This is a genomic window from Nostoc sp. CCY 9925 (assembly GCF_963920935.1).
Classification (GTDB): Bacteria; Cyanobacteriota; Cyanobacteriia; order Cyanobacteriales; family Nostocaceae; genus Nostoc.
On record NZ_CAWUDO010000053.1, the window covers coordinates 12,271 to 29,326 of the forward strand.

General features: G+C 41.7%; 16 protein-coding genes. 11 read left to right on the forward strand and 5 right to left on the reverse strand.

All coding sequences use genetic code 11. The features are described from left to right. Nucleotides 1-20: 20 nt before the first annotated feature. Entirely contained in the window at nt 21-758 is a 738-nt protein-coding gene (phnL, locus tag ACM0OY_RS23735; protein WP_414571286.1) for a phosphonate C-P lyase system protein PhnL, read from the forward strand. 44 nt (nt 759-802) lie between these two features. After that, nucleotides 803-2,059, forward strand: a complete 1,257-nt coding sequence (phnM, locus tag ACM0OY_RS23740; RefSeq protein WP_414571287.1) for a phosphonate metabolism protein PhnM — start codon at nt 803-805, stop codon at nt 2,057-2,059. A 285-nt stretch (nt 2,060-2,344) separates the two neighbouring features. Here the strand turns inward: phnM and ACM0OY_RS23745 are convergent, their stop codons facing one another. Beyond that, nucleotides 2,345-3,025 (reverse strand): DUF6875 domain-containing protein, encoded by a 681-nt coding sequence (locus tag ACM0OY_RS23745; RefSeq protein WP_414571288.1) that lies wholly within the window; start codon nt 3,023-3,025, stop codon nt 2,345-2,347. A 1,013-nt stretch (nt 3,026-4,038) separates the two neighbouring features. Continuing rightward, complete coding sequence (locus ACM0OY_RS23750) at nt 4,039-5,700, reverse strand: alpha/beta hydrolase (protein ID WP_414571289.1); 1,662 nt, start codon at nt 5,698-5,700, stop codon at nt 4,039-4,041. A 26-nt stretch (nt 5,701-5,726) separates the two neighbouring features. On the opposite strand from ACM0OY_RS23750, the gene ACM0OY_RS23755 reads away from it, so the two are divergent. Both ACM0OY_RS23755 and ACM0OY_RS23760 read left to right on the forward strand, forming a co-directional pair. Continuing rightward, on the forward strand, nt 5,727-5,903 hold the full coding sequence (locus ACM0OY_RS23755) for a hypothetical protein (protein WP_414571290.1): 177 nt from the start codon (nt 5,727-5,729) through the stop codon (nt 5,901-5,903). A 227-nt stretch (nt 5,904-6,130) separates the two neighbouring features. Then, nucleotides 6,131-6,574 carry a hypothetical protein gene (locus tag ACM0OY_RS23760; protein WP_414571291.1) on the forward strand — a complete coding sequence of 148 codons (444 nt, stop codon included), beginning with the start codon at nt 6,131-6,133 and terminating at the stop codon, nt 6,572-6,574. A 225-nt stretch (nt 6,575-6,799) separates the two neighbouring features. Here the strand turns inward: ACM0OY_RS23760 and ACM0OY_RS23765 are convergent, their stop codons facing one another. Further along, nucleotides 6,800-7,855 carry a M20/M25/M40 family metallo-hydrolase gene (locus tag ACM0OY_RS23765; RefSeq protein ID WP_414571292.1) on the reverse strand — a complete coding sequence of 352 codons (1,056 nt, stop codon included), beginning with the start codon at nt 7,853-7,855 and terminating at the stop codon, nt 6,800-6,802. Between the two features lie 542 nt (nt 7,856-8,397). Here ACM0OY_RS23765 and ACM0OY_RS23770 point away from each other — a divergent pair. Genes ACM0OY_RS23770 through ACM0OY_RS23780 form a run of 3 tightly spaced genes read left to right on the forward strand, consistent with a single transcriptional unit; the run spans nt 8,398 to nt 10,521 of the window. Further along, the gene (locus ACM0OY_RS23770) at nt 8,398-9,669 is read left to right on the forward strand and encodes a sulfite exporter TauE/SafE family protein (RefSeq protein WP_414571293.1); all 1,272 of its coding nucleotides are present in this window, start codon (nt 8,398-8,400) and stop codon (nt 9,667-9,669) included. Then, nucleotides 9,644-10,321 carry a hypothetical protein gene (locus tag ACM0OY_RS23775; RefSeq protein ID WP_414571294.1) on the forward strand — a complete coding sequence of 226 codons (678 nt, stop codon included), beginning with the start codon at nt 9,644-9,646 and terminating at the stop codon, nt 10,319-10,321. Before ACM0OY_RS23770 ends, ACM0OY_RS23775 begins: the two co-directional genes overlap by 26 nt. 59 nt (nt 10,322-10,380) lie before the next feature. Then, complete coding sequence (locus tag ACM0OY_RS23780) at nt 10,381-10,521, forward strand: hypothetical protein (protein ID WP_414571295.1); 141 nt, start codon at nt 10,381-10,383, stop codon at nt 10,519-10,521. A 69-nt stretch (nt 10,522-10,590) separates the two neighbouring features. Here the strand turns inward: ACM0OY_RS23780 and ACM0OY_RS23785 are convergent, their stop codons facing one another. Beyond that, nucleotides 10,591-10,752: a hypothetical protein gene (locus tag ACM0OY_RS23785; protein ID WP_414571296.1), complete on the reverse strand. Its 162-nt coding sequence runs from the start codon at nt 10,750-10,752 to the stop codon at nt 10,591-10,593. A gap of 465 nt (nt 10,753-11,217) precedes the next feature. Between ACM0OY_RS23785 and ACM0OY_RS23790 the strand changes: the two genes are divergently transcribed. Then, entirely contained in the window at nt 11,218-11,532 is a 315-nt protein-coding gene (locus tag ACM0OY_RS23790; protein ID WP_414571297.1) for a GIY-YIG nuclease family protein, read from the forward strand. Nucleotides 11,533-12,228: 696 nt separating this feature from the next. Next, a complete protein-coding gene (locus ACM0OY_RS23795; RefSeq protein WP_414571298.1) occupies nt 12,229-12,588 on the forward strand; it encodes a hypothetical protein in 360 nt (119 codons plus the stop codon). A 218-nt stretch (nt 12,589-12,806) separates the two neighbouring features. On the opposite strand, the gene galE is transcribed toward ACM0OY_RS23795, so the two are convergent. Beyond that, nucleotides 12,807-13,805: a UDP-glucose 4-epimerase GalE gene (galE, locus tag ACM0OY_RS23800; RefSeq protein WP_414571299.1), complete on the reverse strand. Its 999-nt coding sequence runs from the start codon at nt 13,803-13,805 to the stop codon at nt 12,807-12,809. A gap of 458 nt (nt 13,806-14,263) precedes the next feature. On the opposite strand from galE, the gene ACM0OY_RS23805 reads away from it, so the two are divergent. Continuing rightward, the gene (locus ACM0OY_RS23805) at nt 14,264-14,896 is read left to right on the forward strand and encodes a hypothetical protein (protein ID WP_414571300.1); all 633 of its coding nucleotides are present in this window, start codon (nt 14,264-14,266) and stop codon (nt 14,894-14,896) included. A 180-nt stretch (nt 14,897-15,076) separates the two neighbouring features. Then, complete coding sequence (locus tag ACM0OY_RS23810) at nt 15,077-16,828, forward strand: ABC transporter ATP-binding protein (RefSeq protein WP_414571301.1); 1,752 nt, start codon at nt 15,077-15,079, stop codon at nt 16,826-16,828. Nucleotides 16,829-17,056 lie beyond the last annotated feature (228 nt).

Sequence of the window (17,056 nt, forward strand, 5' to 3'; positions counted from 1 at the left end):
ATCCCCAATCCCCAGTCCCAATGCAATTATTAACTATTAACCATCGCCATCTTCCCACTAACATTTCGCCCAACACTGTACTGCAAGTAGAACAATTGCGAAAAGGTTTTACTTTGCATCAGCAAGGAAGTGTTTGCCTATCAGTTTTAGAAGGATTATCCCTGAGTGTGAATGCTGGGGAATGTGTAGCTTTGTCTGGGCCTTCTGGTTCCGGGAAGTCTACTTTGATGCGCTGTTTATATGGAAACTATCGCGCTGATAGCGGCTCAATTTGGGTAAAACATGGAGGAAATTGGCTTGATTTATGTCAACTTCTGCCCCATGAACTTTTAGCAGTCCGTCAACAAACTATAGGATATGTCAGCCAATTTTTACGAGTGATTCCCAGAGTTCCCGCCCTAGAAGTTGCGGCAGAACCGCTGTTGGAATTAGGGGTAAAAACAGAAGTTGCTTTTGACAAAGTAAAAGCATTATTTCATCGCCTCAATTTACCAGAACGCTTATGGAAACTCTCTCCCACCACCTTTTCTGGAGGCGAAAAGCAACGAGTGAATATTGCCCGCGCCCTTTGTGTCAATTATCCGATTTTGCTACTGGATGAACCGACATCAGCCCTAGATGCCACCAATCGTCAAGTAGTAATGGAATTTCTCGCAGAACACAAAGCAGCCGGCTGTGCTTTAGTTGGCATTTTTCATGATGAAGAAGTGCAAATGCAACTCTGTAACCGCCAATTAACCTTTGCCAAGGATAATTGATCGCAAATTCTGAATTCAGAATAATCTTAGTTTGGGCTTACCCTATGAGAACCCAACAGCATGACTCCCCATGCCCAATGCCCCATGACGCCACTTGCTTCAAGTCGGCAAAGCCGCCCAACGCAGTGGCTCCCCAATGCCCCATGCCCAAATCCAAAATTGCTATGAATGAGCAAGTCTACACAAATTATCACCTCCAACTTCCCCATGAGGAAGTGCTGGGTACGCTTGTAGTGCGAGATGGATTGATTGCTGACATTCAGCCAGGAATTGTGACTCATGGGTTGAATGGTCAACGAGATTATCTCATGCCTGGATTAATTGAACTGCACACCGACAACTTGGAACGCTGTGTATCTCCCCGTCCAGGAATTCGCTGGCCTTTGGAAGCAGCAGCAATTTACCATGACCGAGATTTAGCTAGTGCTGGGGTAACAACTGTATGTGATGCGATCGCCATTGGTGATATAGCTGTTGGTTCTCCACGTTTAACTAATTTTGCCCCAATGATTGATGTTATCTGTCGCGGGCAAAAAGCCGGACGTTTCTGTGTGGAACACCGGATTCACCTGCGTTGTGAACTAGCATATGACAAGGTTTATGAGATTACTGCACAATACGCAGACAATCCCCTTTTATCGATGATTTCTCTGATGGATCATACCCCTGGTCAGCGGCAGTTTATCCGTTTAGACAAGTTCAAACAATATTACATAGGTAAACACGGGGCGACACCAGAGGAAATTGATGATTTCATTGTTATTCGTCAGCAACAACAACAAATATATGTACAAAAAAATCGGGCGGCTTTGGTGCAAATCGCCAAATATAAAGGTATTTCTTTAGCCAGTCATGATGATGCAACGGTGGAACATGTTCAGGAAGCAGTACAAGATGGGGTAGTAATAGCCGAGTTTCCTACTACTTTAGAAGCGGCAAAAACAGCTCACAGCTTGGGATTGCAAGTTTTGATGGGTGCGCCTAATCTAGTTTTGGGCGGTTCTCATTCTGGTAATGTCTCGGCCATGGAATTGGTTTTGCAAAATTTAGTGGATGTTATTTCTTCTGACTACGTTCCCCAAAGCCTGCTGCAAGCCATCTTTCTCATTGCTGACAAAACTGGTAAGCCGATTTACGAAGCTATGCAACTATTCACCAGTAATCCCGCAAAGGCTATTCACCTATTTGGCGATCGCGGCAGTCTCAAAGTCGGTAAACGAGCTGATTTTATCACTGCTCATTATGATGGTCTAGTCCCGCGCTTGACTGCAACTATCTGTCAAGGTCGTCGAGTCAGTTAAATCAAAAAGCCAGAAGTAATAATTCAGCAATGCTTGAAGTGGCGCACTCGAATCTTTCACAAATTTTTAGAATAAAAGAGGAAACACAATACATACAATTCTTAACGGGCAAGAAGATACTTATCCGTGGTATACGAATCCGGTTTGATTTCTGAAAAAATCCGTAGACTTCTAATCCCCTTCTTCACTATTGCCTATTGCCTATTGCCTGTTCCCTGCCTCTACGAGTAATTTCAAAAATCAAATACTAGTCCTATAGATGATAACTTATAGCTGATTGAAACTTTAATAACTCACTAAATTTTCCGCTTCTACTTCTTCTTTCGCTAAAGCCAATGCTTGATAAGCAGCTTTAAATCTATTCTCATCTGTAAATTTATGGCCAAACCGCTTTAAATAAGCTTCCAGATACCTAATACGTAAGTGTGGGTCAGCCGGACTTTGAAGAAAAGGCAGGTCTGCTTCAACCATAAACCTGATAGCTAACAAGGGTACAGGGCTACGAAGCGGACGGAAGTTTGGGTTATGTAAACCAGGACTTTGATTCCGTTTATGAAATTCTCCAATCATTAGTCCTGATTCGACAAACCAAGGTTTGAGTTTTTGTTGAACGCTATCTATTATTTCAGAAGCCTCTTCTATATGGATATCAGGAAATATCAGTAAAAAAGCTTTACTAATTTTTAATTCCTGTTCTTTAACATCCGTCTCTAGAAATATATCTCGATAGCGTCTGACAATATTTTCTATTTGTTCTGGATACAAGTCTTTCGTGCGAATAACTGCTAGACGAATGCTGTTGGATCTTAGAGAATAAGGTACAAAAGGACAAACTGCACCCGGTCTTCCTAAATGAGGATGAGGTTTTCCTAAAAAATTTTTAACCCACTCTAAAATTTGAATGAAGTAGGGAAGGTCTTCGTTTTCCTGAAGTTGTTCAATTTCAATAGGTGTATAGAGTTGCATTCGCTTAAGTCAGGTCTAGTAATTGTTGAATTCTTAATTCCAAGCTATTGGATGATGCTATCTGATAGCTAAATTGATTTTTATCGAAAAAATCAGCCTTGATGATGTTGCATTTTTAGCTGATTTGTATTTCTTACCAGATAAAAATTGTTTTAATACCTTGTGCAATTCAATTTAAAGAAATGCACATAATCGAAAATATTATTTCAGGATCAAGAAATTTTTCCTGAGCATTATTTGTAGTTTTGTAGTTAGTATATATGTTTTTTTGACCCTATCCTCCTGCGTTTTTAGCACTTTTCAGCTCATAATATTTTTAACAAAAATATCATAAAGTTAATATCTTAATGTTTAGTTTTATTGTAAAAATTTAGTATAGATTTTTAATTACTGACAGTATGTAGCGTAAATTATCAGTATTATCACTTTGACAAGTAAAGTATTCAAGTAAAGATTTGAATGTTGTTAGAAGCACAGATAATGTCGGCTTCTCAAGCCTTATCATTACGAATGATGCAGCAAAATAGAGACGCAGAGAGTTTTGAAAAACAAGTAATTATCTAAACTTGATACAAACTTGGAATATGTATATATACTTTTTTAGTAGTATAATAAAATACAATAAATTTGATTTATCTATCTATCTTTAAGCAGACCTTGAAGAAAAATTAATACAAAATAAATTTAGAAGTGCGATCGTCTAGTATTAAACAGCCGAGAATGATGTTATTAACCTCAGGCAAAAAAAAGAAATGTCAAGAGTTGAATTTTTTCTGCGAGTAGGTTTATTATTCCAATAAGTTCAAGTTATATTAGCACTTTGATTTGATTTGTAAAGTTATTCATCAACTCAGTAAATGGGCAACGGTTCGGCTCCGCTCACCGTCCCAAGGCAATAGGAAAAGTGTTAAAAGTATTAATTGACTTTTCACTATTACCTCTTTCCTTAGATGTAAGCTATTGATTAAAAATTAATTTCTTGAACAAGATTTAACCCAACTTAAAAGGGCTAGTTATTTCTCAACAAATTCTCTTACTACTGCCATAGCATTAGGAGGGATTTCAGTAATTAGCCGAAATGGAAATGCCGGAGTTGATGTAAAGTTTACATAATCTGATGTTAGGAAGACAGCGTAGTTTTTAGCTTCTGGAGTCAGTTGTGCAGCAAACGATAAAGTTAATGCTTTAACTAACTTACGAACATCAGCCGCTTGGCCATTAACAACTTCACCGCCACTAATAGGGGTATTTGGTTTTCCGATTTGATCCTGAGTGGTACTTGGGTCTTTGACGCTCAAATGAGTACCTCCAACTACGCCAACTAACCATTTGGGGGATGGGATTTTATCAAATCCGATAATTTGTTCAGTTAAAGCTGGGGTGGTTTTATCTGCTGAACTTGCTAACACCAGGGTAGGAACTTGCACCTTGGTTAACCCAGTTTCACCAAATATCAGAGAAGTTGTAGGATTGAGAGCGATCGCTCCTTTAATCCTGTTATCTCGCAATTGATAGCTATTTTCTGGCAGTTCTTGAGCGATACACTGCATACCTTCTCCCAAACTCAAGATAGCCAAGTTCTTTTTGCAGCGCTGTTTGAGACGTTCTAGTTGTAATTCTGCGCCAGCAATTGCTAATGCTGTACCACCACCATAAGAATAGCCAACAACCATCGCGTTCTGGGTCGCAAGTTTACCAGCAAGGGGGTTATTAGCTGTTTGGTTGAGCTTTTCTAACTCGTCGAGAACAAAACTAATATCTTGAGGACGAAGCAAAAACTCCTCAGGCTTAACAATTCTGTTTTTGCCTTCTTTGGCTGAGTCAACATTCGTCGCATTACTACCAGGATGTTCTAAAGCTGCTACTACATAACCGTGGGATGCTAAATGTTCCGCCAGATAATACAAGTCCGTGCGAATTGAACCGAAGCCATGAGAAAAGACAATTACCGGTTTGTCAGGAGTTGCAGCAGTAGACCAGTAAACATCAACTGGAATTTTGCGATTGCGCTTTTGGTCATTCAAGTCTAACTTGAGTATTTCTACTTGAGCTGTTCCTCGCTGGGAGGGGTCAGAAGGAAAAGCAACCTGGGGTGTTCTCGGCTGTGGTGTCAGCAGGTCAAGTTGAGGTGCAATTGCCAACATAAACTGCTGGGTGCGCCAAAAAGCAGTATTCAAACTCCCTGCAACCTTAAAAGCCCGTGGTACATCAATTTCTAAGCGTTTACTCGGATAAGCAGCGATAAAACTGAGTATAGAAAGACCCTCTGGTGCAGTAGAGCCTAATACCAATCCCGCCCTGAGTGCTTGTACTCCGGCTTTGTCCTCACGGGCTAAAGCCGTAGCGAGGTCATTGAGAATACTTGTACCAATCTGCGTATTAACTAATCCATTAACCGTGGTAACCTTTAACGGTAGATTCATCTTTAACGCCTCCAAAAAGAACTGGCGTTGTTCTTTAGATAATCCTTTAAAGTAAGGCTGCAAACTCCTGGGTAATTCCCCAGTCTTTGCAGCCTTTTGCAACTCAGCAAGAGAGATGGATTCTGTAAATAGACCAAAACGGACAACAACTGTGTCAGCTGCTTTTGCACAAGTATTTGTAGCGAACTGTGTCAGTGCAATGGCACACAAGAAACCGCCAAGTTTTTTCAGACTTTCCCAACTTCTAGCCATAAAAATTTTCACCTATTCATACTTACGTGAATATAGCGGATATTCGTGTATTTGACTACTTGATTTGCTGCCAAGAAATAGAAGCAGATTTTTTCCTAAAGTTGATAGCGATCGCTCCTAAGTGGGAAATATATCTCTGGGTGCGATCGCAACTCATCAAAAACATCACAAATACAAAGAATTGTACAATTCATTACAGCTAGAAATTTGAGCAAAAATCGGTGTTAATAGCCACAAAAAACCGATTGTTTCTCAACTAAGTTTAATACTGTAACAAATCTGCTTTGTCGTTAGTCATTAGTCTTTTGCTAATAACCAATGCTCCATGTTCAATGACTAACCTGTTGCAGATGCATAGTCTTATTGCTGTTGCTGCACTACCATTACTCTTCAAATTGCGCCAGTAGCACCAACACTTTTTCCTGATTTTATGCCTTACCGACTCATTTATATTTTTATTTTCCTGTTTTCGCTGAGTATTATTACATTATGGTGGCCCGTGAATGATTCTGTTTGCAATTCTGACGCTTTTTTAGCATCAAATATTACAAAATTTCAAATAAAAGCAAGTAAAGTCGTTGTTAAACCGTGGCTTGGTAAACACAAATCATACGGAATTTTTATGATTCCTGATGAATACAAACAAGCGCCCTTTTTTGTGTTAACAGTCAAAGGTGCTGGCAATTACTGTTCAAAACAATACGGTTATAGAAATAATTTTGATGATATTTTTGCTCAACCAGGAACTTATCTAGTGAAGAAATTTATTAGAACTCGGACATCTGTGCGACTTATCCTCCAAGGTTTGTACTTTCAGATCAAGGATAAAAACAATTGGACATTAACTTTTCCTGAAGCAAAAGTCGATGAGTAGGGAACAATGTTCACTGCAACATCTATAAATGAAAACTGTCGTAGTAAATAAACAGGACTTACGCAATAACTACGATTTTACGTCATTACGAGCGGAGCGAAGTAATAGCCAAAAACTCTGGGATTGCTTCCCTACACTACGTTTCGGTCGCAACGACAATATCGGTGTTGCGTAAGTCCTAATAAAGTTACTCTGTCCCGAAATTTATTAATTACTAATTACCAATTAGCTTGCTGGTTGAGTTGCTAAATCCTCATTTTTTTCTAATAAAGCAGTGGTAGCATTGACCACAATCTGTGCGGAACCCGTGAAAAACGATCGCTCAATAGTCGCTGGAACATCACTAGGTTGATGATAGTGGGGAGTACGTAAATTTGCGGTATCTGTCACCAGTACTGCACCCGCTCCTTGATACCAAAAGGGTGCATGGTCGCTGCGTAAAGTATCTGGTGTCAGCAAACCTTTGAGAGGAATTGGCAGTGTTAGAACAGTTGGCAGATAGGATTTCTGTTTATTCAGAGATGTTGGGTTAATATTCTGGGAATTTTGAAACGCACTCAATAAAGGTAAATGTTCTGTATCACCGACTACCACCAAAAAATCACCCTTGTCGCTTGGTGGAGTAACAGGCAATCCCGCAGGATATTTTTGACACCCAGGCGTGTAACAAGCATAACCTACCATATCCATAACGATCGCCCCGCCCAAATTTGCTAAGCGTGCTGTCTTGGCAACAAAAGCCTGACTACCTAAAAGCCCTGTTTCTTCTTGGTCAAAAAAAGCTAACTGTAACGTCCGTGGTGTGGGACGAGAACCAAGCAACCGCGCAACTTCCAGCATTACAGCTAAACCGCTAGCGTTATCATCAGCACCTGGAGAAGAGGCGACGGTATCGTAATGCGCTCCTACGAGAATTGTTTTAGCGGCTTTGTTAGTTCCTACACGTTCAGCAAAAATATTCACACCGTCGGAGAACTTTTCTAATTTAGGTTGCCAGCCGAATTTTTTGAGTTCATTTGTGATATATGTGCGAGTACGCGATCGCTCTGTTGTTGTGTAGCGCTGAAAATTTAAATTTTGGATATGGGCTATGAGCCTGTCAGCAGACACTTGTAAGGTACTGTCAACTTCCTGAGACTCTGGCTGTGTTTGGTGTGTTTCTGCTGGAATTCTCTGAACAATTTCTGGTGAGGGACGCTGTTCAAAAAAAGTGCTACCTCTGCTACCCACCACCGCAACTGTCATCACCACCAACAGCATCAGCCAAATCCATTTTCTCATGTCATTTATCTCTGGCTTCCAGACTTAGGGTAGCGCAAATCCTCAGTCATATCATGTTCGGGTGAAGACTTATCATTAGGACTGACGCGGAAGGGGACGCTCTGACGCGGAGAAATTTTAATAATAAGTGATTATCCGAACTTGATATCAGTTCACTTTTATCAAAAGGGAAAATTTTAAGCTACAGATTGACCCTTATGGCACAACCTCATGTTGAGTCTTATTGCAATGGTCTTTGCAAATGTGAATAAGAGAAAAAAATTGTAGCCATTCGACGATTATTAATTCAAGGCAGATATTTACTTATGATTAAATACCTTTATATCTTATTTTAGTACAAAAGAACTAATTCCTTAGAGTAAACATCAAGTTTGACAACTTGTCTTTTGACAGCGATCGCAACTTCACTTACAGTGCCCCACTAGAGGAGTGCTAAGTACTGAGTACTGAGCAAAGAGAAAGAAAAAACAACTTCTTCTTAATTCTTCAAAATCTTTATTTTGACACTCAGGATTCATGACTCAGAACTCAGGACTTTTCTTATGGTAGATTTATTGCTTGTTGCAATCTTGGGGTTCCTGGGTAGTTTTGGGCATTGCTTTGGCATGTGTGGCCCCCTAACAGTGGCGTTTTCCCTGTCTCATCAGCAAAAAATTCCACAAACAACTTCCCGTGGACGGACATCAACCTTAGAAAAGTCCGACACTTGGCAACAGCAATTAAAGTTTCATATTCTGCTAAATCTGGGACGCATGTTGAGCTATGCTCTAGTCGGTGCCGGCATTGGGGCGCTGGGTTCGGTATTGCTGCAAGGTGGACAACTAGCAGGTATTGGCAGTGATTTCCGGCGCTGGATGGCAATTATAACTGGTGTGATGCTCATCTGGTTTGGCTTAGGACAAGTAAAACCAGATTTGCTACCACGCATTCCCGTGCTACATCCTCTATTAAAGGGCAGTTTACACGATCGCCTCAACACCGGAATGGTCAAACTTTCTTTAAAAACCAAATGGTGGACGCCATTACTTTTAGGAATGACTTGGGGTTTAATGCCCTGTGGTTTCCTGTATGCTGCTCAAATTAAAGCTGCTGAAACTGGCAATTTATGGATGGGTACAGCAACTATGCTGGCTTTTGGCTTGGGAACCTTGCCCACTATGTTAGGTGTAGGCGTCTCCACGTCTTTGATAAGTAAAGACAGGCGCAGTCAGTTGTTTCGATTGGGCGGCTGGGTAACCCTCACCATCGGCGCCATCACCTTGCTGCGGACTGGTGACACAATGGTAGATTACACGGGACATGCCGCTTTATTGTGTTTAATCTTGGCGTTAGTTGCCCGTCCTATTAGTGGCTTGTGGGCGTCACCACTGCGTTACCGCCGTGCCTTAGGTGTGGGAGCTTTTGTACTTTCTGTGGTTCACACCGTCCACATGATTGAACACTCATTGCAATGGAATTTTGCCGCCTTTTCTTTCCTGCCGCCAGAATTTCAGTGGGGGATGGCTGCGGGTGCTGTAGCATTGATATTAATATCCCCCGCCGCTTTAACGAGTTGGGAATCATTGCAAAAATCTTGGGGCAAGCGTTGGCGACAGATTCATCTATTGGGTGTGCCAGCTTTGCTCTTAAGTGCTATTCATGCTGTGTTGATTGGTTCCCATTATTTGGGTTCCATACAATCAACTTGGGGAAATAAATTAGCGGCAGTACTGATGGGAATTATTACCCTCGGTGTTTTGTTAGTACGTTCGCGCTTTTTTTGGTCAAAGTTAGCCTTAGAAAAGTTTTATGTTCCCCCAACCAAATCGCGGTAAATCATTCTTAACTTCTCGCTCCATCCCAACGAGTCCAAAACAGAGATGTTACGCCAACAAAGGAATAATCAAGTATTTATTATTCCTGAATTGCTTAGCTATATCAATAACTAATCTTTCCCCTGCTGCTGCTCATAAGGTAGAAGTATCTGGAGATGTTGGTGGCACCCTTCACATTGAACCAAATGATAATCCTCGTGCTGGAGAACCAAGCCAAGCCTGGTTTGCCCTTACCCGCAGAGGTGGAAAGGTAATTCCCCTGGCACAGTGTAATTGTCGCTTGGCTGTTTATGCCGAACCTTATGCAGCCGGAGAGCCAGCACTCTTAGAACCAGCTCTAAAACCTGTAGCAGTTGAGCGTTATCAAGGCATCCCAGGTGCAGAAGTTGTCTTTCCCAAAGCCGGAATTTATGAATTGCAATTGAGTGGTAAACCAGCCTCAGGGGCAAGATTTAAACCTTTTAAGTTGAAATTTGAAGTTACTGTGGCCGCTGGATCTACAGGTAATACACGAAACGTGCGAAATGTCAATGGTGATGTAGTTGACGGCGAAACTCAAAGTTTACCATTTTGGGCGATCGCTCTGCCAATTCTCGGATTTATCGCCATCTTATTTGTTGCACTACGAGGGACGAGAGGCGGTAGCGAATAAAAAAGTAGGGAGACATTTTTCTAGATGTCTTCCTTTGTTTCTATATAAGGTGATTTCTGATGAAAAAAATACCTATGTTGACGAATTTCAACTTACCTTGGCTCCCCTCGGCACGAGTCGCTCAACTCTCGACCACTCAGTTGGTTGAGCGAAGCGATGCACTGAGCCTGTCGAAGTGTCGAAACCAACGGTTATGGTAATTTTATTACTAGAATTCATCTAAAGACTCAATGACGATTGCTTCTCTAAAGGTGGAGTCCAATCATGTATTATTGCCAAGACAATCGCCCTAGAAGTTGAGTGTAATTTTTAGCGATCGCTTCTGGCACTTCAGTGAGTCCCATACCACTAAGATTGAGTTCTTTTGCACCTTCTCGCTGTGCTTTTTCAATGCGCTGCTTTACTTCTGGAAAAACCTTATCCCGTGCCATGACTAAATCCTTTCTCTAATTACCAAAATGGAGGTAAGTAGGTGGACACAATTATTTATAAGACGCATTTCGACTACGCTCAATGCTCGATCCTAGAGAAGACGAGGGTTGAGCGGAGTCGAAACCCGGCAACCTCTTTTTTAGTTTAATTTAGTCCTTCTACTTAATAGCCAGACTGTTTCTGTGTAAAAGCATATACAGGTGCTTTAACCAGAAAATCTAAGCCTAACATTCCCCCAAACACCGAGCAACGCTAGGGATAAAAATAGAGCGAACACCTATCATGTTTGGGTGAAGGCTTATCATTTAGGTTGACGCGGGGACGCGGAGAAATTGTGATTACACCTGTTCAAGTTTTACAAGCATATTGAAAATTCAGAAGGAGTGTTCCCTTCGACTTCGCTCAGGGAACACTTTGGTTAGAGAGAACTTTTTCTGATAAAAAGCGATCGCGCAAATCAACTTATGGCTTATATGTACATTCTTGAATGTGCTGATAGTAGTTACTATACGGGTAGTACAACGAACCTTGAACGGCGGCTGTGGCAACATCAACAAGGTAAGGGCGCAAACCACACGGCAAAACGGTTGCCTGTGAAGCTAGTTTTCTGTGAGTATTATCAGTCCGTGGTGGATGCTTTTGAGCGTGAGAAGCAGGTGCAAGGTTGGAGTCGAAAAAAGAAGCAAGCTCTAATTTCAGGGGATACAAATTTGTTGCATAAGTTAGCCGAATGTCAAAATGAAACTCATTACAGTAGGTTAGCTAACTTAGACACTTAGACAGTTGGGTGTGGTTCGACTCTACCCTAAACTTGCCCTTCGACTTGCTTCGACTGCGCTCAGCAACCATCGCTCAGGGCAAGCTCACCAGCCGTTCAGCACATCGCTTTGCTCAACCATCACCAGAACGCTCCCTGAGCGAAGTCGAAGGGAGCATTCACGCAAGCTGTAGCAACTTCCGCTTTCCTTGCAACACCTTCCGCTTTTACATTTCCGCGTTTTGCGCAAGCTGTAGTAACTTCCGCTTTCACGTTTCCGCGTTTTGCGCAAGCTGTAGTAACTTCCGCTTTTACATTTCCGCGTTTTGCGTAAGCTGTAGCAACTTCCGCTTTCACGTTTCGGTGTTTCGCGCAATCTGTAGCAACTTCCGCTTTCACATTATATCTATTCGTAATTCGTATAGGACTTACGCAAAATTATGAAAAAACGTAGACGCGAAGCGGCTTGCCATAGGCTACCGCAAACGAGAGGTAGCGCGGTCTTGGGGGTTTCCCCTATGAGCGACTGCCGTCACAAAGAACACAAACAAATAAGAGTTTCAGAGAGTTTTTGCGTAAGTCCTATCGTAATTACAAATTGGTATAAAGCAAATAAATTTTAGGCTTTTTCAAAAAAATCAACAATTCTACGTATGACAACTTTTTCAAAAATTGTCCACTATAGAATTATGACAAATTGAGAAAATGAGTATTAATTATGGCAAGACGAAAACGCAATTCACGTACTCTTGGCAAAGCTGAACTACGTCTAGCAAGCGTTAAATCAATTAGTCAAACTCTTGATGTCGGAGAAGGCTTAACAGTCAAAGGTTATATTGAAAAAATCGAAAGAATGCGGCAATCTCTAGAAGCATACAATACCACCCTCTCAACTATCGATATCTTACTAACCCAGCTCCTCGAAAATGAAGAAGATTTAGCAGATTATTCTGAAAAATTTTTGCGTGGTATTGCTTATAAATTTGGTAGCAATAGCCATGAATATCAGATGGCTGGGGGTACTCGGAAAAGCGATCGCAAACGTACTGCACGTCAAAGTGTGGTTTTGCCGAAGTAAGTAGGCGCTATTAAACTGAAGTATGTAAAATTTTGCAGGGGTAAGAGGAAAAGTTTTTCTTTTACCCTTGTTAATCTAACGTGAGTTCAATTACTGCGATCGCATACATCACCAACCAAAATTATTGATTTGGCTTTGGCTGGAGAGCGATCGCCATCAATTACATCAAGTGATATATGAGTAAAGGGGGTGGCAACTCCCCCAGCACATAAACTTGTTTATTTGTGTCGCTTTTGATGCCACTGCCACGCATGAGTGACAATATCTTTGATGGATGAATATTGAGGGTGCCAGCCTAAGATTGTTCTGGCTTTCTCGCTAGTACCAATGAGAATTGGGGGATCGCCAGGACGGCGTGAGCGTTCTTCAACTGGTATGCTAACTCCTGTCACCGCCTCGGCTGCTGCAATCACCTCTCTGACAGAGAAGCCGCTACCATTGCCCAAATTAAAAACTTCGCTATCGCCACCTTTTAATAAATATTCCAATCCTAAAATATGAGCATCTGCTAAGTCGTTCACATGAATATAATCACGAATACAAGTACCATCGGGCGTCGGATAATCAGTACCAAAAATTGAGATAGACTCTCGTTTCCCTAAAGCTGTCAGCAACACCAAGGGAATCAAATGGGTTTCTGGATCGTGATCCTCGCCCAGTAAACCATTAGGATTAGCACCAGCGGCATTAAAATAGCGGAAACGCACTGATTTGAAACCGTAAGCCACATCAAAATCAGCAAGAATCCGCTCTACCATCAGCTTAGTAGCCCCATAAGGATTAATCGGATTTTGGGGATGGGTTTCTGGAATCGGCACAAATTCCGGTATACCATAAGTGGCACAAGTGGAAGAAAAGACAAATTTCTTAACAGAAGCCGTCAACATGGCTTCCAACAAGGTGAGAGTCCCAAGGACGTTATTGCGGTAATATTTGGCAGGATCGCTTACCGATTCTCCCACATAGGCATAGGCAGAAAAGTGCATTACAGCGGCAATATCGTGGGTTTTGAATAAGCGATCGAGCAAAAGGCGATCGCCTGTATCCCCTACTATCAGTTCTACTTGTAAAACCTTTTCTACTAGGTCACGATGACCATATACCAAATTATCAAGAATGATAACGTTATAACCTGCTTGCTTGAGAGCAAGTACCGTATGGGAGCCAATATACCCAGCTCCCCCTGTTACCAAGATCGTAGGCTTTCTAGACAACATAGTTTTTCCTTTTAAGTTAACAACTACCCAATCAATTTAATTTACTGGTGCCACATTACTCTTCTGGAAATTTATAAATAATAGACGCAGTGTCAAAAAATTGCACTAAAATCACTACGACGGTAGTCTTTCGGTGTGAGGTTTGAGGTATTTGAAGTCAAATGGTGCAATTACAATTTGACGATAAAATAAATCCATTTCCCGAAACCTCTAGGCTAAACTCTTACGGGTTAGCCAGTTGACACCAGTCGTTCATAGGGAGATAGTTCAACAGACTGCCTCCACAAGAATATACTGGTAGCTTTATGTCGGGAAAACCTTTCGGCAGTTCCTTGGAGGGGAGCCATGACTTTGCTGGGCAATGCCCAAGTAAAAAAAGTGGCGCAAAAACCCCAATCAAATTGGACTGCCTCACCACCGCACTGGCTCACCGCACCAGAAAATTTGAGAGTTAATCTATGTTTCTATTGCTAAGCCGGGTACTGCTGTGGCTGCTGATTGGCACTATCGTATATTCGCTGTTCCAGCGATTTTATCCTTCTGGAACCTTTGTAGGGCGATTAATATTAGTCGTTATGTTGGTAATCGTTGCCCTATCGTTTCTCAACCCCAATGAACCAGCTGTGGCCTCGTTGTGGAGGATGATGTCTTTTCCGCTCAAGCCTCTGGGAGCCTCTGTCTTAATGATGATTTTTGCAGCTCAGAGAATCAAAGGAGGCGGGATAGACAAACCAGGAGGATACTTAGTAGGTTGGGCACTAACGATTTTGCTGTTGGCCAGTACACCAGCAGTCGCCTATTTTCTTTATAGAGCGCCTTTAGGAGCAGCTACTGTATCAACATCTGAAACACTAGTAGCTTTAGGACAACAAACCACCGCAGCAACCATTTCAGATGTGACGGGGAATAACATTCTTTCTTATAATTTGAGAGTGCCTCCCTACCTATTGCAGGGAAATCCTCAAGATATTCGGACACGTGGTTTACGACTTGAAGACTTTGTACCTAATGCGGAAACCCTGCAATTGACAACGAGAACTTGGGAAAGTTATCTCAGTGAAATTTACAGGTTCTTGCGTGTTCAGCGGTAAGAAAGTAAAAAAGAAATACTCAAAAGGCCGCAACCCACTCCCTAGTACTGCTACCCTTTAGGGAACGCAGTACTAGTGAGTTGATTAATTTAGGCTGTGATTGCCGCCAAGCAATATTTCCTCAGCTGCCTTCTGGGACTAGCGGTTAATTTAGGATGATAAAGTTGCAAAATTGCTTTAATGGCAAAATCTCGAAGACTCGCTAAACTTGGTGCTTACCTTCGACCCCATTGGCGGGAAGCCTCTTTGGGCATTCTCGCTCTGTTGTCTGTTAATGCCCTTGGCGTTTATATCCCTTGGTTGATTCGTGCTGGTGTTGACAGACTATCAACTACCTTCAATTGGGATCAAATACTACATTACGTAGTTATTATTGTATTGCTCAGTTCAGCAATGTGGCTAATGCGTATGGCTTCACGCATTTGGCTATTTGGGGTAGGGCGTCAAGTGGAATTTGACCTCAAACAACGGATTTTTGAACACTTACTAAAGCTCGAACCGTCTTATTTTGCCAGTAATACTGCTGGTGATTTGATTAGTCGGGCTACCAGTGATGTGGACAATATCAAGCGGTTGCTGGGTTTTGCCGTCTTGAGTTTGGCAAATACAGTTTTTGCCTACGCTTTGACACTGCCAGTAATGCTGGCGATTAGTGTGGATCTCACACTAGCCTCCTTGGCAGTGTACCCTTTTATGTTCTTGTTGGTAAGTTTGTTTAGCGATCGCTTACGCAAACAACAAGCAGCAGTCCAAGAGCAACTCTCTGATATCAGCGAACTCATCCAAGAAGATATCAGTGGGATTGCTCTAATTAAAATCTATGCCCAAGAAGCCAACGAGCGTCGAGCTTTTGCCAAGAAAAATCAGCAACTATTGGCTGCTAATTTGGAACTGGCAAAAAGCCGAAATACGCTTTTTCCTTTAATTGGCGGTCTAGCTAATGTCAGTTCGCTGGTAATTATTTGGCTAGGTGCGGCACGGATGTCTTCTGGAACGCTTCAAGTTGGGGACTTTTTAGCACTCTTAATTTATGTAGAGCGTTTAGTATTCCCCACTACCCTTTTAGGGTTCACAATTAGCACCTATCAACGGGGTGAAGTTAGTATCGATAGGCTTGAATCTATTCTCAGTGTCACACCGAAAATTCAAGACACAGCCGATGCGGTACATCTAACAATGAATGAACTAAAAGGAGAAGTAACGGCGAAAAATCTCAGCTACAGTTATCCTGGTTCCACTACTCCAGCATTAGAAAATATTAACTTTACCATTGCTCCGGGGGAAACAGTGGCAATTGTTGGGGCAATTGGTTCGGGAAAATCTACTTTGGCCAATGCTTTGCCACGTTTGCTGGATATTGAACCAGAACAATTGTTTTTAGATGGGCACGATATTACTAAGATAGCCTTGGGAGATTTACGAAGTGCGATCGGCTACGTCCCCCAAGATAGTTTTCTTTTTAGCACCACAATCAAAAATAATATCCGCTACGGTGACCCAGTTAGCGAACAAGAAACGGTAGAGTTGGTAGCAAAATTGGCTCAAATTGACGCAGAAATTAATAATTTTCCCCAGCAATACGAAACTATCGTTGGCGAACGCGGGATTACTCTTTCTGGCGGTCAACGCCAACGTACTGCTTTAGCTAGAGCTATGCTGGTCGATGCACCAGTATTAATTTTAGATGATGCCCTCTCCAGTGTAGATAATCAAACAGCTACACAAATTCTCAAAAATCTATCCGGCGGTACACAGAAAAAAACAGTAATTTTTATTACTCATCAATTATCTGCTGCTGCTGCTGCTGACCGAATTTTTGTGATGGAAAAGGGGAAAATTGTGCAGATGGGAAATCACTTAGAACTGGTACAACAACAGGGACTTTACAGAAGTTTGTGGAGCCAGCATCAAGTTGAGGAATTACTCCATTGAAGAAGAATACAGAATTCAGAATTCAGAATTCAGAATCAATTAGTAGTGGCTGTTGACTGTTAATAGTTAACAGCCAACAGCCTGGGTCAGTAAGATTTCACTTTCTCATTTAGGGCTGCTATATGTATATTTATTCCTATTCACCCTACTTTAGATTCATTTTTATAGTTTAGTTGTATCGTCAGCAGTCGTTGGAACGATGATTGATTAGCGATCGCCTCTTAAATC

Coding starts and splice junctions, on each gene's coding strand:
- phnL (WP_414571286.1), top strand. CDS start 21: ATGCAATTATTAACTATTAACCATCGCCATCTTCCCACTAACATTTCG.
- phnM (WP_414571287.1), top strand. CDS start 803: ATGAGAACCCAACAGCATGACTCCCCATGCCCAATGCCCCATGACGCC.
- ACM0OY_RS23745 (WP_414571288.1), bottom strand. CDS start 3,025: ATGCAACTCTATACACCTATTGAAATTGAACAACTTCAGGAAAACGAA.
- ACM0OY_RS23750 (WP_414571289.1), bottom strand. CDS start 5,700: ATGGCTAGAAGTTGGGAAAGTCTGAAAAAACTTGGCGGTTTCTTGTGT.
- ACM0OY_RS23760 (WP_414571291.1), top strand. CDS start 6,131: ATGCCTTACCGACTCATTTATATTTTTATTTTCCTGTTTTCGCTGAGT.
- ACM0OY_RS23765 (WP_414571292.1), bottom strand. CDS start 7,855: ATGAGAAAATGGATTTGGCTGATGCTGTTGGTGGTGATGACAGTTGCG.
- ACM0OY_RS23770 (WP_414571293.1), top strand. CDS start 8,398: ATGGTAGATTTATTGCTTGTTGCAATCTTGGGGTTCCTGGGTAGTTTT.
- ACM0OY_RS23775 (WP_414571294.1), top strand. CDS start 9,644: ATGTTCCCCCAACCAAATCGCGGTAAATCATTCTTAACTTCTCGCTCC.
- ACM0OY_RS23780 (WP_414571295.1), top strand. CDS start 10,381: ATGAAAAAAATACCTATGTTGACGAATTTCAACTTACCTTGGCTCCCC.
- ACM0OY_RS23785 (WP_414571296.1), bottom strand. CDS start 10,752: ATGGCACGGGATAAGGTTTTTCCAGAAGTAAAGCAGCGCATTGAAAAA.
- ACM0OY_RS23790 (WP_414571297.1), top strand. CDS start 11,218: ATGGCTTATATGTACATTCTTGAATGTGCTGATAGTAGTTACTATACG.
- ACM0OY_RS23795 (WP_414571298.1), top strand. CDS start 12,229: ATGGCAAGACGAAAACGCAATTCACGTACTCTTGGCAAAGCTGAACTA.
- galE (WP_414571299.1), bottom strand. CDS start 13,805: ATGTTGTCTAGAAAGCCTACGATCTTGGTAACAGGGGGAGCTGGGTAT.
- ACM0OY_RS23805 (WP_414571300.1), top strand. CDS start 14,264: ATGTTTCTATTGCTAAGCCGGGTACTGCTGTGGCTGCTGATTGGCACT.
- ACM0OY_RS23810 (WP_414571301.1), top strand. CDS start 15,077: ATGGCAAAATCTCGAAGACTCGCTAAACTTGGTGCTTACCTTCGACCC.